At 64.5% G+C, this 13,963-nt stretch carries 15 protein-coding genes; 3 read left to right on the top strand and 12 right to left on the bottom strand.

The features are described 5' to 3' along the window. Nucleotides 1-6: 6 nt before the first annotated feature. The 3 genes from G513_RS0115095 (at nt 7) to G513_RS23325 (ending at nt 2,926) form a co-directional block, all read left to right on the top strand. The gene (locus tag G513_RS0115095; protein WP_022977691.1) at nt 7-1,194 is read left to right on the top strand and encodes a dihydrolipoamide acetyltransferase family protein; all 1,188 of its coding nucleotides are present in this window, start codon (nt 7-9) and stop codon (nt 1,192-1,194) included. A gap of 110 nt (nt 1,195-1,304) precedes the next feature. Next, nucleotides 1,305-1,874 (top strand): ANTAR domain-containing response regulator, encoded by a 570-nt coding sequence (locus tag G513_RS0115090; protein ID WP_022977690.1) that lies wholly within the window; start codon nt 1,305-1,307, stop codon nt 1,872-1,874. Then, nucleotides 1,871-2,926 carry a CmpA/NrtA family ABC transporter substrate-binding protein gene (locus G513_RS23325; RefSeq protein ID WP_022977689.1) on the top strand — a complete coding sequence of 352 codons (1,056 nt, stop codon included), beginning with the start codon at nt 1,871-1,873 and terminating at the stop codon, nt 2,924-2,926. Before G513_RS0115090 ends, G513_RS23325 begins: the two co-directional genes overlap by 4 nt. Nucleotides 2,927-2,945: 19 nt before the next feature. Here G513_RS23325 and G513_RS0115080 read toward each other — a convergent pair whose 3' ends face one another. The 12 genes from G513_RS0115080 to G513_RS23300 all read right to left on the bottom strand — a co-directional run bounded on the left by G513_RS0115080 (nt 2,946) and on the right by G513_RS23300 (nt 13,925). Next, nucleotides 2,946-3,992: an FAD:protein FMN transferase gene (locus tag G513_RS0115080; protein ID WP_084711567.1), complete on the bottom strand. Its 1,047-nt coding sequence runs from the start codon at nt 3,990-3,992 to the stop codon at nt 2,946-2,948. A 4-nt stretch (nt 3,993-3,996) separates the two neighbouring features. Continuing rightward, a complete protein-coding gene (locus tag G513_RS0115075) occupies nt 3,997-4,881 on the bottom strand; it encodes a PepSY-associated TM helix domain-containing protein (RefSeq protein ID WP_022977687.1) in 885 nt (294 codons plus the stop codon). A 4-nt stretch (nt 4,882-4,885) separates the two neighbouring features. After that, the gene (locus tag G513_RS23320) at nt 4,886-5,374 is read right to left on the bottom strand and encodes an FMN-binding protein (protein ID WP_245563130.1); all 489 of its coding nucleotides are present in this window, start codon (nt 5,372-5,374) and stop codon (nt 4,886-4,888) included. A 294-nt stretch (nt 5,375-5,668) separates the two neighbouring features. Then, on the bottom strand, nt 5,669-6,148 hold the full coding sequence (locus G513_RS0115065; RefSeq protein ID WP_022977685.1) for a group I truncated hemoglobin: 480 nt from the start codon (nt 6,146-6,148) through the stop codon (nt 5,669-5,671). Between the two features lie 59 nt (nt 6,149-6,207). Further along, on the bottom strand, nt 6,208-7,278 hold the full coding sequence (locus G513_RS0115060) for a DUF3034 family protein (protein ID WP_051144446.1): 1,071 nt from the start codon (nt 7,276-7,278) through the stop codon (nt 6,208-6,210). Between the two features lie 314 nt (nt 7,279-7,592). After that, on the bottom strand, nt 7,593-8,843 hold the full coding sequence (locus tag G513_RS23315) for a CmpA/NrtA family ABC transporter substrate-binding protein (RefSeq protein ID WP_022977683.1): 1,251 nt from the start codon (nt 8,841-8,843) through the stop codon (nt 7,593-7,595). Between the two features lie 17 nt (nt 8,844-8,860). Next, nucleotides 8,861-9,538: an ANTAR domain-containing response regulator gene (locus G513_RS0115050; RefSeq protein WP_022977682.1), complete on the bottom strand. Its 678-nt coding sequence runs from the start codon at nt 9,536-9,538 to the stop codon at nt 8,861-8,863. A gap of 127 nt (nt 9,539-9,665) precedes the next feature. Next, a complete protein-coding gene (locus G513_RS25060) occupies nt 9,666-11,009 on the bottom strand; it encodes an OmpA family protein (RefSeq protein ID WP_245563129.1) in 1,344 nt (447 codons plus the stop codon). Between the two features lie 234 nt (nt 11,010-11,243). Then, on the bottom strand, nt 11,244-12,212 hold the full coding sequence (locus G513_RS0115040) for a hypothetical protein (RefSeq protein ID WP_022977680.1): 969 nt from the start codon (nt 12,210-12,212) through the stop codon (nt 11,244-11,246). Next, complete coding sequence (locus G513_RS23305; protein ID WP_022977679.1) at nt 12,209-12,694, bottom strand: ExbD/TolR family protein; 486 nt, start codon at nt 12,692-12,694, stop codon at nt 12,209-12,211. Before G513_RS23305 ends, G513_RS0115040 begins: the two co-directional genes overlap by 4 nt. Continuing rightward, nucleotides 12,691-13,257 carry an ExbD/TolR family protein gene (locus G513_RS0115030; protein WP_022977678.1) on the bottom strand — a complete coding sequence of 189 codons (567 nt, stop codon included), beginning with the start codon at nt 13,255-13,257 and terminating at the stop codon, nt 12,691-12,693. Before G513_RS0115030 ends, G513_RS23305 begins: the two co-directional genes overlap by 4 nt. An 11-nt stretch (nt 13,258-13,268) precedes the next feature. Further along, nucleotides 13,269-13,925, bottom strand: a complete 657-nt coding sequence (locus G513_RS23300) for a MotA/TolQ/ExbB proton channel family protein (RefSeq protein WP_022977677.1) — start codon at nt 13,923-13,925, stop codon at nt 13,269-13,271. Between the last annotated feature and the right edge of the window lie 38 nt (nt 13,926-13,963).

Raw genomic sequence — 13,963 nt, 5'->3', positions numbered from 1 at the left:
CAATCAATGAGTATTTTCAAGCTGCCCGACCTCGGCGAAGGCCTGCAGGAAGCGGATATCCGCGAGTGGCACGTCAAGGTGGGCGACAAGGTGGCGGTCGATCAGCCGCTGGTTGCGGTCGAAACCGCCAAGGCGGTGGTCGAGGTGCCGAGCCCGCAGACCGGTGTGATCAAGAAGCTGTACGGCGCGGTCGGCGACACGATGGATGTCGGCAAGCCGCTGGTCGAGTTCGAGGGCGGCGAAACCCCGGCCACCCAGACCGCGCCAGCCACCGACACGCCGGTGGCGACACCAGCCCCCGACACCGGCGGCGCCCGCAGCGGCGCGATCACCGATACCGGCACCGTGGTCGGTGCGATGCGCAGCAGCAATGACGTGGTCGCCGAGAAAGCGACGACGGTCGGCACTGCCGCCGGCCTCAAGGTGACGCCGGCGGTGCGTGCCCTCGCCCATCGCCTGAATGTCGATCTGACCATCATCACACCGACCGGCCCGGACGGCATGGTCACCGCGGCGGACGTGCAGCGGGTGCACAAGATCCTGACCGAGGTCGGGCCGATGGAGAAGCTGCGCGGCGCCCGCAAGGCGATGGCGCAGAGCATGGCCCAGAGCCGCGACGAAGTGATGCCGGCAACGGTCACCGATGACGCGGTGCTGCACGCCTGGCCGGCTGCCACCAAGCAGGACCTGACCATTCGCCTGATCCGCGCCATCGTCGCCGGCGTCAAGGCCGAGCCGGCGCTGAACGCCTGGTACGACCAGGCCGAGATCGGCCGGCGCCTGCTCGCGAAGATCCATGTCGGCGTTGCCGTCGATACGCCGGACGGCCTGTTCGTGGCGGTGCTGCAGGACGTTGCCTCGCGCTCCGAAGAATCCCTGCGCAGCGGCCTGCAGAAGATGAAGGAAGCCACCCGCAACCGCAGCCTGCCGCCCGAGGAACTGCGCGGCTACACGATCACGCTGTCGAACTTCGGCCGCTTCGGCGGCAAGTACGCGACCCCTGTGATCGTGCCGCCGACGGTGGCGATCGTCGCCGCCGGTTCGCTGCGCGATGCCGTGGTGCCGGTCAACGGCCGGATCGTGATCGCCAAGATCCTGCCGCTGTCGATCAGCTTCGATCACCGCTGTGTCACCGGCGGCGAAGCGACCCGTTTCCTGGCCGGCCTGATCGCCGATCTGGAACTGGCGGAGTAAACGACCAGCCGGCAAACCTCAGCGAAAACGTCCAGAATCCGCGCCCGCACCGCTCACGGCGCGGATTTTGCTCACAGCCCTTTTACTGACGGTCATGCGGGTTTTCTGACGTGCGAGTGGTTCTGGTCGACGATGATGGCGGGCGTCTCGCCCTGCTGGACGAGGCCATGCGTGCGGCTGGACATCAGGTGGTGGGCCGGCTGGCGGCAGATGGTGACCTGGTTGCCGCGGTCGACCTGCTGCAGCCGGACATCGTGCTGATCGACGTCGACAGCCCCAGCCGCGACACCCTCGAATCACTCGGCCAGATCAGCCGCGACCGGCCCCGCCCGATCGTGCTTTTCGCCCAGCATTCCGATGCCGAAACCATCCGCCGGGCGATGAAGGCCGGCGTCTCCGCGTATGTCGTCGATGGCCTAAGCGCCGCACGGCTGGCGCCGGTGATCGAAGTGGCGATCGCCCGCTTCCAGGAATACCAGACGCTGCGCGAGGAGCTGAGCTCGACCAAGCTCAAGCTCGCCGATCGCCGCGATGTCGAAAAAGCCAAGGGCCTGCTGATGAAGCGCAAGGGAATCGACGAGAACGCCGCCTACGAAGCGCTGCGGCGCATGGCGATGGATCGCAATCTGCGGCTTGGCGACATCGCCCGCTCGCTGATCGCGGCGGCAGAGTTGCTGTGAGCTGCCCGACCCCCATCAAGCTGGGTCTGCTGCCGCTGGCCGATGCGGCGCCGCTGTTCGTGGCCCGCGAATGTGGCTATTTCGCCGGCCAGGGACTGGACGTCAGCTTGAGCGTCGAAGCCTCCTGGGCCGGCCTGCGCGACAAGCTCGCCGCCGGCATGCTCGATGCCGCCCAGTTGCTGGCGCCGATGCCGCTGGCTGCCCAACTGGGTGTCGACCGCCTCGGCGTGCCGTTCGAAACCGCGCTGACCCTGAGCCGCAACGGCAACGCGATCACTGTGTCGAACGCGCTGCATCGCCGGCTCGACGGCCCGGCGCCGGAACCGATCGCCACCGGTGCGGCGCTGAAGCGGGTGATCGACGAGGATCGCGCCGCTGGCCGGCCGCTGCGCAGCTTCGCCCACGTGTTCCCGTTCTCCAGTCACCACTATCTCTTGCGCGACTGGCTGGCCGACTCCGGCATTGATCCGGATCGCGACGTGAAGCTGGTCGTGGTGCCGCCGCCGCTGGTGCTGAACGCGCTGCGCGATGGCCGCATCGACGGCTACTGCGTCGGCGCGCCCTGGGGCTATGCGGCCGAAGTCGAAGGTATCGGTCAGCGCCTGCTGGCCACCCATACCATCCGCCCCGGCTGCGCCGAGAAAGTGCTTGGCGTCACCGGCGACTGGGCGAAACGTCAGCCGGACGCGCATCTGGCGCTGGTCGCGGCGCTGATCGAAGCCGGACGTTGGCTGGAGCAACCAGGCAATCGCGCCGCGGCGGCGCAGATGCTGATCGATGCGAAGCTGGTCGGTGCACCGGACGAGTGCCTGCGCTACGCGCTGCGCGACGATCACGACGATCTGCTCAGCCCGCAGTTCATCTTTGGTGCAGGCGAAATGCTGTCGCCGCACCACGACGATGCGCGCTGGTTCCTGCGCCAGATGCAGCGCTGGGGCCAGACCGGCGATGCCGTCGATATCGAAGGCACGGTGCTGGCCAGCTATCGCCTGCAGCTGCACGATCAGGCCAGCAGCCGCGCGACCTCGGTCGCGACGCCGCTGCTTCAGTAGGCTCTTGCGGTCGCCTGCTTCAGCCGACGACGCGAATCTTCATTTCCCGCTTCCAGGACAGCTCCGCGGCGAGCATCGGCGTCAGCTGCGCCTCGCCATCGCTGGTCAGTGCCAGCACCCGGTCCAGACCGAGCTGATGGGCCAGCGCCGGCCAGTGCTGCGGGCCGGCCACGAACAGGGCGGCACCGGCCGCATCGGCCATCGCGCCATCGGCATGGATCACGGTCAGCGAGCGCAGCCCTTCCGCCGGCCAGCCGCTCAGCGGATCGAGCAGATGCGAGTAGCGGCGGCCTTGGTGCTCGAAGGCGCGCTGCTCATCGCCATGGGTGACCACCGAGCGTTCGCCCGGCTGCACGCTGGCCAGCACGTACTCCTGCTCGCCGCCGTCGAAAGGATCGCGGATGCCGACCCGCCACGGCCGGCCATCCCGGTAGCCGCGCGCGCCGACATGGCCGCCGGCATCGATGGTGGCGTCCGGAAAGCCGGCGCGCGCCAGCAGGTCGAGCATCTGGTCGACGATGAAGCCCTTGCCGATGGCGCCGAAATCCCAGGCCACGTTCGGCGCCGGGCCGTAACTGGCGCCACCGTCGTACTCGGGTGCGGCGTGCAGGGCTTCGATCAAGGTTTCGATATCGTCCGCCTGGGGCGGCACGCTGCGCAGCCGCGCCGGATCGTCGAAACCCCAGAGCCGCACCAGGGCGGCGACTCTCGGCTCGAACCGGCCGCGACAGGCTTCGCGGATCGCCCAGGCCTTGGCGAACAAGTCCTTCAGCACAGGCGGCACGGCAGCAGTGCGCCCGGCCAGCAATTTCTGGTTGAACGCCGACAAGGCACCGGGCCCCCAGGCCCAGGCATCGCGACCGAAGGCGATCATGTCCTGCTGCACCTCGGCCATCACCCGGTCGACTTCGCGGCGCGAGCGGCGGTTCGACACCACGGTCACCGTGATCGTCGTGCCCATCGCCAGATAGCGATGGCGATAGGTGGTCTGACGGGCCAGGAAATGACTGACCGCATTGGCGCCGGGCTGAGTGTCCCGCGCATGCCGCAGCTGCGGTCGGACCATGATGTCAGCCACCGTTGGCCGCCTTGCGCCGGCTCTGGCGGATGCGCCACCAGGTCCAGACGCCACTGATCGACAGCATCAGCGCCAGCACCCCGATGAGGGTGATGATCCAGGCACCGACGACGCCGAACAGGCGGCCGCTGTGAAGATCGATCAGCACCTGTTCGACGAGGATCGACGGCCGGGCGAACTGTTCGATGTTGCTGCGCTGCTCGGCCGGCAAGGGCTTCGGCTCCGACCAGGTCACCGACTGCGGCAGCACCGGCGTCCAGGTATTGCCGCCGTCGCTGCTTTCGTAGGCATCGAAATCCTGCACCACGATCGCCCCGGCAGCGGTGACGCCGATGCGGCGCACAGCGCCGATCGGCAGCACCGGCGGCCGCAGTTCGTCGATCCGCTCACCGGCCATCGTGGTGATCACCAGGCTTTCCGGCGTGCCGATATACAACTGCGTGCCGGTGGGCCCGGCGAGTGACACGAAGCCGACCGGCGCCGGCAACCTCGGCGATACCTCCTTGGCATCGAGCAAGGTGTTTTCCTTGGTCGCCGCCATCCAGTGACCCGCGGCCTCGAAGCCCATGCGCGGCGCTTCGGCGCGCAGGCCGTACATCGCCGTCAGCCAATCCCAGCGCAGCCTTGCGGTATCGAAGCCCAGTTCGTTGCTGCGCGTCAGCAAGGTGCCGCTGACGCCGAGCCAGAGCACGAAGAACGCCGCGGTGAGGCCGATGCGCTGGTGCCACTGGCGCAGCACCGCAGTCAGGCTGCGTTTCACCTTCGGCCGCGCCACAACGCCCTTCGCCGAGGTCGGCGCAGCGACTCTGCGCAGACGACGCACGAGACGCCGGGCCAGATGCACCGGGCGTGACTTGCTGGCGGATTCGGCGGCCATGGCCTCAGGCCGCTGCCATGCTGTCGAGCACCAGCGCCGTTGCCGCCATGCGCTCCATCATCTTCACCGACAGGGTGGCGCCGGAAATGTTATCGACGGTCTTGTCGAGCTTGGCGCCGGCCAGCTTGGCGCCGGTGATCTTCTTCAGCCACGAGGCTTCGGCAATCTGCTCGCCGCGTGATTCGCGGTAGATCAGCACGCGGGCGGAATCGATGCTGCCGTCCTTGACGACGAAGCCGGAGGTGGTCAGCTGATAGCCGACCTTGCCGATGTCGTCGAGAATCCAGGCGCTGCGACCATCGGCTTTCCAGTAGCGCAGCTGCGCCTGCGGATAAGCCCGGCCAAACGCGGCAGTGAGTTTGGCCTGCGCGGCGGCATCGAGCATCAGCACCTTGGGTGGCGGCGGCGTGCTGCCGAAGACTTCGGTCAGGAACGCGGTCGGCGTCTGGAAGGTGGTCCACAAATCAGTGGCTCTGCCGAGCGAGGGGAGCATCAGGCCTGCGAAGAGGCCACCGACAGTCCGCAGCAGCGAACGGCGGGATACCGGTTCCTGACCCGAGACCAGGTCCGGAACGGATGTTTGGATGTCTCTGTTTCTATCGTTTGTCATGATCTCTGGGTCTTTATTTTTAGTGGTGTCCACAGACAAGTGGATCGTTTGATTCCATTCGATGCTCGCCAGGCTCTACTGACAGAAATCCCGCGCTGCAAAAGGCCCGGACGCTGCCGAAAACGGCAGAGTCCGGGCAAACGGGTTTCAGCAACGCCTGAGAGCTGGCCAGAGCCTTCAGCGGGTAACGATGGAACGCTTGAACGGTGCCAGTGCAGCAATCAACTGGTTGCAGGTGTGATACGGGGTACGCACGTCTTCGCAGGCGAGATAGGCGTCTTCCACCACCGCGTTGAACTGCGTCAGCGTGATGCCCATTTCGCCGTGTGCAGCACTCATGCTGGCGCCCTGGTACTCGACACCGGGACCACCGAGCATCACGCCGACCAGTTGCTTGTTGAGCGCAATCTGGCGTTCGACCTTGCCATGGGCGGCGAAGATATGGTTGATCCGGTTGTCGGCCATGATGTATTTGAACAAGGCTTCGGTCCAACGGGCGACACCATATTCGCCACCGAACTTCTCATAGGCATCCGACGAGATCTGCGGATAGGTCGACTGAGGCTTGCCTTCCGGTGTTTCCGAACCGGCGGCGAAGGCCGATAGTGACGACAGGCTCAGCGCCGTCGCGAGTACCAATTTGTTGAACGACTTCATGATGACTTCTCCTTGAAAGGACAGCACTTAGATTGGGCGATTGGATTCGGATGGGCGCCTTAGAAGCTCGCCTGCACCGAGAAATACGCACCGGTCTGCTTAGGGGTCAGAGTGATGTTTCCGAGGTTGGCGTAGGCAGCGACGAACGACAGGTTCTTGTTCGGGAAGTAGGCGAAGAACACGTCGAACCAATCGCTTTCACGCTGGGTCAGCGTGTCATTGGCGTTGTTGACGATCTGCCCGACCGGACCGGCAACACCGATGTTGTTCAGCGCGCCGGTGATGTTGCCGAGCACCGTGGTATCGATACCGCCGACGTTCACACCGCGACCATCGGTGTTCTTGCCGTGGGCTGCGTACTCGGCACCGATCGCCACGTTCTTGGCGAGCAGGTAGGCAAACGACACTTCAGGACGGAACTCGCGGCTGTTCTTGTTCGGGCCACCGAAGCCGGTCAGACCGGTCTGGTTCGCAGCTGTGTAACGCACGGTGAGGTTGACCAGAAGATCGAGCGGGAAAAAGATCTTGGTGACTGCGACATAAGCTTCGAAATCCTTGCGCTTGTTGGCCAGCAAGGTATGCAGCAGCTCGTCGTTGTGATTGATCTTGTAGAAGCCGCCGATGGCGACCTGCGGAATCAGCGTATCCGAGTCATAGATCGATTCACCGAGCACGCGCAGCTTGGCGCCGAAGATATCCATGCGGATCGAGGTATTGAACGGATCGATGCCGGTATCGTTCGGGCCACCACCGGTCAGCGTATTGGTCAGCAGGCCGACGGTGTTGAACGTGCTGCCGGTCGGCAACAGATCGTAGGCGTACGAGAGTTCCAGACGATCGTAGAAACCGACCGCGACGCCGAGCGAATTCAGGCTGTAGTTCGGCAGGTTCGCATAGGTGTAGTGGATGCTGCCGTTGATGCCCTGGTTGGTTTCGTAACCGGCAATGACTGCCCATGGCGTGACACCGCCGCCGGCTGCGCCGTCAGTGATGTTGACGCCGCTGGTAGCGAGCACCTTGCCGGCATCATAGATACCGGCCTGCGCTGCACCGGAGATGGCGAAACCAAGCGTTGTGCACGCGAAGGCAATCGCCGCTTTTTTCCCGCATCCCCTGCTGTAACCGTTCATGCTGACTCCTTTGATATTTTGGATGTAACGATCGATGTAGCGACAAAGACAACCCTGGCGAATCGAAGCCAAAAAAAAATCCACGGACAGGCTGCATTGCCTGTGCGTGGACTTCGGTGTCCCGGGAACCAGTCAGCATTGGCTGGTTCCAGATGTTCGTTGTCATCTTTATTGATGACTGTAGTAACTAAGCAAGCCGTATGCCACAAAACAATAAAAGCTTTGAAAAGCAGTAAATTTCCTGCCACTACTCCATTTCTTCTGACAAACGGTTCAGAGAAGCGCCACCCTCAACCAGAAACAATCAGAAATAATCAGGGAGCGACATTCGCCAGCAGCAAGGAAGCCTGCCCAACTGCCGGCAGCCCCAGCTTCTGTCGATTCAGCCAGCCGATCGGATCGACCGGATCGAATATCGAACCATCGAGCATTCCATCCGCACCAATACGGATCGAGCGACCATCGGCAGAGGGCATGACCGAACCATCACGGCCATCTCCTTCCGTCTTGTAGTCACCGCGCGGGCAAGGCTCGCCAATGCTGGCGGCGACTTCGCGATACAGCTCGCAGCGATAGACCTCGGCAGCGACATCGCTGAAGTTCGGCGCCATCCAGCATTGGCGCCAGCGCAGCATCTGCAACATGAACCACACCGCATGGGAGCGCCACGGAAAGGTGGCTGCGCCACGATGGAACACGATGCCGCCAGTGCGCATTTCCAGTGCTGCTTTCAGGGCCGATGCCGGTGCGTCGATCACGCTGTCGGCAATCATCTGTTCGGCAGCGATGCTGCGGTTCTCCGGCTGATCGAGCCAGCGTGCGGTCTCGATCAAGGCAGCCACCATCGCGCGATGCGTGTTCGGATGGGCATATGCCCAGTCACGGGTCACGCCGAGCACCTTTTCGGGGCTGTTGTTCCAGATTTCGTGCTTGGTGGCCACCGTCATGCCGATGCCGCGCTGACGCGCCACTTCGTTCCAGGGCTCGCCGACGCAATAGCCATCGACCCGCCCCGCTTCCAGTTCCTGAACCATCTGCGACGGCGGTACCACGCAGAGCTGCACGTCGTTGTCAGGATCGATGTTGGCGCTGACCAGCCACATGCGCAGTTCATAGTGGTGCGCCGAGAACGGAAACACGTGCGCGAACACCAGACGGCGCGCGCCCTGGGCCTGATCGGCCGCAATCAGTCTGGCCAGCGCCGCAGCCGAGTTGCCGGCATCGACCGGCCCTTCGACCAGTTCCGCGATCCGTTCGTGCAGCGAGCGGGAGACGATGATCGCGTTGCCATTCAGGCTCAGGTTCATCGCCGTAACCATCGGCACCGCCACACCATCCAGACCGAGCGTTGCCGCGATCGGCATCGGCGCCAGCATCTGACCGCCATCGAGCACGCCGGCGGCAACCTTGTCACGCAAGGCGGCCCAGGCGCGTTCGACGCTCAACTCCACATCGAGCCCATGGCGCGCAAAGAAGCCGTGCGATTTGGCGATTACCAGCGGTGCGGCATCGGCGAGCGGCAACAGGCCCAGCCGCAGCGAAGTCTTTTCAAGTGAGCTGTGCACGAGACGCCCGCTGCCGTTCAAAGCACGTCGGAGGCCGCAAGCAGCAGCCTCGCGTAATCACCGATCCGCTGCTTGCGGTCCATGGCCATCTTGCGAAGCATTGCGTACGCCTCGCCTTCGTCGAGCTTGCGCCGCTTCATCAGCAATCCCTTGGCGCGTTCGATATCCCGCTGATCGGCGAGCCGGGCATTGGCCGCCGTGAGTTCCTGGCTCAGTGCCTGGTGCACTTCGAAACGGGCGATCGCAACATCGAGCAAGGCGCTGAGCCGGGTCGGATGCAGACCGTCGACGACATAGGCACTGACGCCTGCGTGAACCGCACGGTGCGCGGTTTCGGCATCGCTGCGCGCTGCGAACAAGACGATCGGCCGGGGCCGTTCGCGATGAATCTGACCGAGCGATTCCAGCGTGTCACGGCTCGGGGCATCGACATCGATGAAGATCACGTCGGGCTGGTGCACGGTGACGCCAGCCAGCAGATCGGCCTGGGTATCGAGCCGCACGACGATCACGTGCCCTTCGGCGACCAATGCCTGTTCGAGCATCAGCAGCCGAGAGGCATCGTCATCGACCAGCATCACCCGCAGGCCGCGATGCGCCATCTTGCTCGACGGCGCCTTGTCACTGTGGCTGCTGCTTCGCTGAGGCTTCGGCGAAGCGGGTGGCTGCGATGCTTCCAATTTATAGACCTTCATGTGCTGAGGGATCCGCGCAGTCATCAATGCCAATCAGCCTGCTGCCGCCCTTGCGGGCGACAGCATCCGAACGCTGCAACTGCTGGATACCCGCCTGGGTATCCATCACTCCATTCCGCCATCAGGTTCAGGGAGCAACCGCTACAACCGTGCCGAACATCGTCGGGTGGATGCCGCACTTGTAGGCGAAGGTGCCGGCAGCCGGATAAGCCTTGGTATACGACTCACCCTGCTTGATCTTGATGTCCTCGCCTTCGAAGGTAACCGTGTGGGTGACGCGATCATTGTTGGTCCAGGTGACCGTGCCGCCCGCGACGACGTTGACCGTCTTCGGGCTGTACTCGTAGTCGATGATCGATACCGTGGCCTTGGCCGATGCCGCGGCGACCGGCGCTGCAGAAGCTGCGATCGCTGCTGCGGGTACCGCAGCGGCAGGTACCGCAGCGGCAGGTACCGATTCAGCGCCCGGCGTGATCTCCGGCGGCGCACCCGGCTGCAGTGATTCGACGGCGCCGGCGGCAGGATCGGAATCGGTCACCGTCAGCTCGACACGACGATTCAGCGCGCGGCCCTCATCGGTATCGTTGCTGGCGATCGCGACGATCTTGCCGTAGCCGACCGAGGTCATGCGCTCGGCGGTGACGCCCTTCTGCATCAGGTAAGTGCGCACCGACGCTGCACGCGCATCGGACAGCTTCTTGTTGTACTTCACCGTGCCCTTGGCATCGGTATGGCCACCGATCTCGACCTTGATATCCGGACGCCGTGCCAGTGCCACTGCAACCTGATCGAGAAGGACCGTGGCATTGAGTGTCAGCACCGCCTTGTCGAACTCGAAGTTGACGCCGCGCAGCACGATGTTGTCGCCCTTCTTGCAACCGTCCAGCGAGATCGGCTGGCCTGCTTCCGGCGGCGTGCACGGTGGTGGTGGTGGCGGCGGAGCCGGTGCCTCGACTGCAACCACTTCGACAGGCGGTGGCGGCGGTGGCGGAGCCGGCAGCGCCTGCTTCGGCGGATTGCTGCCGAACGGAATGCGCAGGCCGATGTTGACCTGCGGCTCGTGATGTTCGAACTGCTGATTGCGGATCAGGCCTTCGGCGCGAATGCCGAAGTACTTGCCAACCATCAGGTCGTAGCCGAGGCCGTAGTGGTAATAGGTCTTGCTGCTGCCGAGCACATCGCCATGGATGAACAGGCCGCTGCCGGCATCGGTGCGAAACAGATAGATGTTGGCGCCAACGCCACCCGCGCCCTGGCTCATGCTGCTCTGCTGATCCTTGGAACCGAACTTGATGTAGCTGCCCAGCAGTTCGAGATCGAAATTGCGACCCAGATGCGCACCGAGCGCCACGGTGCCGCCGATGCCGTCCTTGGTGCCTCGGCCATCATCGGAGAACACGTAGGAACCCATGGGTGCGAAGTAGAACGGCAACACTTCATCGGCGGCGTGAACAACACTCGGGGCGATCATCGTGGTCGCGATCACAGCGGGTATCAGGCGACGGCAAAGATGTTTCATAAGGCTCCAATGGACTCGATCTGTAGGGCAAAAAAAAAGTCCATGTGCTCCGATTGCCGCTCGGAGCACATGGACTTCGTTGTCTGTTGGATCAGGCGTCGTTGGCCGATCGAAACTGGTTTCTTCGAAACCTGAAGTTAAACGAGCAAACGCCGTGCCATGTTTCCACTTCGACCGCGATCGATCTCAGGTCGGCAGGAAATCGATTGGATAGTTCGGGTAGCTGAACATCGGCACATCCTTGGCACCGAAGTTCATCTGGCGGATGCGCGCCAGCAGCTTCTGCTCCAGCGCCGGATTGGCGAAACTGCTTGAAACCAGCTCGCAGCGGCTCACCGAGCCATCCGGCGCAATGCTCAGGGAGACGATGATGCGGCCGGCGCCCATGCCCACCGTCTCTCGCGCGGCGCGACTGAAGATGGCGTTCAAACTGGACTTGCTGCGATCGAAACCGAGCTGGATATCTTCCAGCCCGCGGCCACCGCGACCGGTCGCGCCAAGACCGCTGGTGCCCGATCCGGCAGCACTGCCCCTGCCTGTCGGGCCGGACTGCACTTGCCCGGTGCGGCGCGCACCAAGATCACCGGCCGTGCCCTGCCCCGCAACGCCGCGCGCAGCCGTACCGCCTGCACCGCTGCTGCTGGCGGCGGCAGTCAGCACCGGACTGCTGCCGCTGCTGGTCTTCGCGCCGGTGATCAACGCCTGCCGACTATCGACGGCCACCAGGCTGCGATCGTTGAGCGCCGCGAGTTGCTCGCGCATCTGCATCAGGCCGGCAGCAGCGGCCTGCTGACGCGCATCCGGCTTCGGTGCAGCGGCACTGCTCGCAGCCGCTGCGGCAGCGGCTTTCGGCAGCGGCTTCTGCTGCTCGGCTCGGGGACGAGGCGGTTCGGGTTTCGGCTCGATCTGCGGCAGCTTGATCACCGGCTCCGGCAACAGCTCGACTCTGCGCGGCGTCGGCTCCGGAAGCTTCAGCTCCGGCGCCGGCAATTCGAAATGCAGCCAGGGCACGGCGATCGCGAACAGCAGCATCGGCAGGCCGAAGCGCAGCAGCAGCTTGCGGAAACGTCGATCGGCATCGCCGATCAAGCCATAGCGATCTTCGGCGAGCAGCAGGCCGACATCGGCCATCGACGATCCAGACACGATACTCACGCGCCGTCGCCCTCCGACTTCTCGACCTTCTCGACCACCGCCAGCGACACGTGCGCGTACTGCTCATCGGCACAGGCGTTCATCACCTGCTTGAGCACCCGGAACGGCAGACGCTTGTCGGCGATGATGCTGATCTCCTTCTTCGCGGGTTGGCCGGCCTCATGCAGCGCCGCACGCAGGGCGCGGATCGTCTCCACGCTGCCGACCAGGCCGTCGCCGGTGCTGGCGACCAGCCGGCCATCGATGCGGATCTCGTGCTCGCTGATCGCGATGCTGATGGTCGGTTGCGGTGCCAGCCGCGCTTCCGATTCCGCCAGCTTCAGTGCCGCCGGCACCGGCAGCACTTCCGGGTTCAGGGCATTGACCAGCAGATAGAACACCAGGATCGCGAACACATCGATCAGCGACACGATGTTGAGCACCGCCGTACCACCGCTACGCAGCGTGCGTTGAGCGCGGCGTAGGCTGCGTTTCGAACTCATGGTGCCGAACCTGCAGCGTCACCGATGGCCATGCGCGGGAACAGCTCGCCCGGATAACCGGCGCGCACGGCGGCCGGCGTTGCCGTGCGCATGGCATCGATCACCGCGACGACATCGGCATAGGTGACTTCCGGGCCGACCAGCAGATCGATCGCTTCCTGTTTCGGCTCACGGCGTTTCGCAGCGAGCAGCCGCTCAGGCAGCAGCGCCAGCGCCTTGCCGTCGGCACTGCGGACGTAGCGCTGCGGCCGGCCATCGCCGATATCGACGAGCAGCGCGCCATCGAGCACGGTGATGCTCGGCAGCGGCAGCGGCTTGCTGACCGCCATCGCCTTGCCCGGCAGATCGAGCGCCAGCACGTTCAAGCGCGCAGCGGTGATCGACGCGGTGACCAGCAGGAAGAACACCAGCACCGCGAAAACATCGATCATCGACACGATGTTCAGCTCGCCTTCGCGGCCCAGCCGCAGCTGGCGCTTGATGCGGCGCTCGCGGCGCGCGGTCCGACGCTTCGCAGCCTCGGCGTCTTCGTCATCGATCAGCAGCAGCGGCACGGCGCTCATCGCGAATTCGCTCAAGCCACCACGGCAGCAAGCGGCGCCGGCCGGCCGCAGACGGCGCTGACGAAACGCGAGCAGACCGATTCCAGACTGTCGATCAACTGCGTGGTACGGCTCTGCATATGCGCGTGGATGAACAGCGACGGAATCGCCACCATCAGGCCGAAGGCGGTGCAGTTCATCGCCTCGGAAACGCCGGACGACAGCAGATCGGCCTTCTGCGCCGGATCGGCGGCGCCGAGTGCACCGAACGCGCCGATCAGACCCAGCACGGTGCCGAGCAGGCCGAGCAGGGTCGACATGTTCGAGAACGTGGCCAGGTAATGGGTACGGCTTTCGATCGCCGGCATGACGTCCATCAAGCCCTGTTCGGTGGCGATCTCCAGCTCGCTGCGCCGGGGATCGACTCGCGCCTGCGCCGAGGCCGTTGCCAGCACCTTGGCGATCGCCGCGGGCGATTGATGCAGCAGCGTGTCGATCGCCGGCAGATCGCCGCGCTGCATCAGCGGCGCCAGTTCGGCGAGCAGCTTGCGGTTCTGGTGCTCGGTGCGCAGCAGGAAGACCAGTCGTTCGACCGACACGGCGACGACCATCAGCAGCACCAGCGCGATCGGATACATGAACGCGCCGCCCTGCTGGAAGAACCGGATGACGAGGGTTGTGATGGCCATAATTTCGACTCGAATCGAAGAAAGGAATGCAGCGGTTC

It is taken from the genome of Nevskia ramosa DSM 11499, assembly GCF_000420645.1.
GTDB classification, from domain to species: Bacteria; Pseudomonadota; Gammaproteobacteria; order Nevskiales; family Nevskiaceae; genus Nevskia; species Nevskia ramosa.
The sequence above is the reverse complement of the archived record's forward strand: the minus strand, read 5'-3'. Positions and strand labels throughout refer to the sequence as shown.

Bases quoted from the DNA above. Each gene is read 5' to 3' on its own strand.
- G513_RS0115095 (WP_022977691.1), top strand. From the start codon at position 7: ATGAGTATTTTCAAGCTGCCCGACCTCGGCGAAGGCCTGCAGGAAGCG.
- G513_RS23300 (WP_022977677.1), bottom strand. From the start codon at position 13,925: ATGGCCATCACAACCCTCGTCATCCGGTTCTTCCAGCAGGGCGGCGCG.
- G513_RS0115080 (WP_084711567.1), bottom strand. From the start codon at position 3,992: ATGGTCCGACCGCAGCTGCGGCATGCGCGGGACACTCAGCCCGGCGCC.
- G513_RS0115030 (WP_022977678.1), bottom strand. From the start codon at position 13,257: ATGAGCGCCGTGCCGCTGCTGCTGATCGATGACGAAGACGCCGAGGCT.
- G513_RS0115075 (WP_022977687.1), bottom strand. From the start codon at position 4,881: ATGGCCGCCGAATCCGCCAGCAAGTCACGCCCGGTGCATCTGGCCCGG.
- G513_RS0115060 (WP_051144446.1), bottom strand. From the start codon at position 7,278: ATGAACGGTTACAGCAGGGGATGCGGGAAAAAAGCGGCGATTGCCTTC.
- G513_RS25060 (WP_245563129.1), bottom strand. From the start codon at position 11,009: ATGATCGCCCCGAGTGTTGTTCACGCCGCCGATGAAGTGTTGCCGTTC.
- G513_RS23305 (WP_022977679.1), bottom strand. From the start codon at position 12,694: ATGAGTTCGAAACGCAGCCTACGCCGCGCTCAACGCACGCTGCGTAGC.
- G513_RS0115050 (WP_022977682.1), bottom strand. From the start codon at position 9,538: ATGAAGGTCTATAAATTGGAAGCATCGCAGCCACCCGCTTCGCCGAAG.
- G513_RS23320 (WP_245563130.1), bottom strand. From the start codon at position 5,374: ATGCTCCCCTCGCTCGGCAGAGCCACTGATTTGTGGACCACCTTCCAG.
- G513_RS0115065 (WP_022977685.1), bottom strand. From the start codon at position 6,148: ATGAAGTCGTTCAACAAATTGGTACTCGCGACGGCGCTGAGCCTGTCG.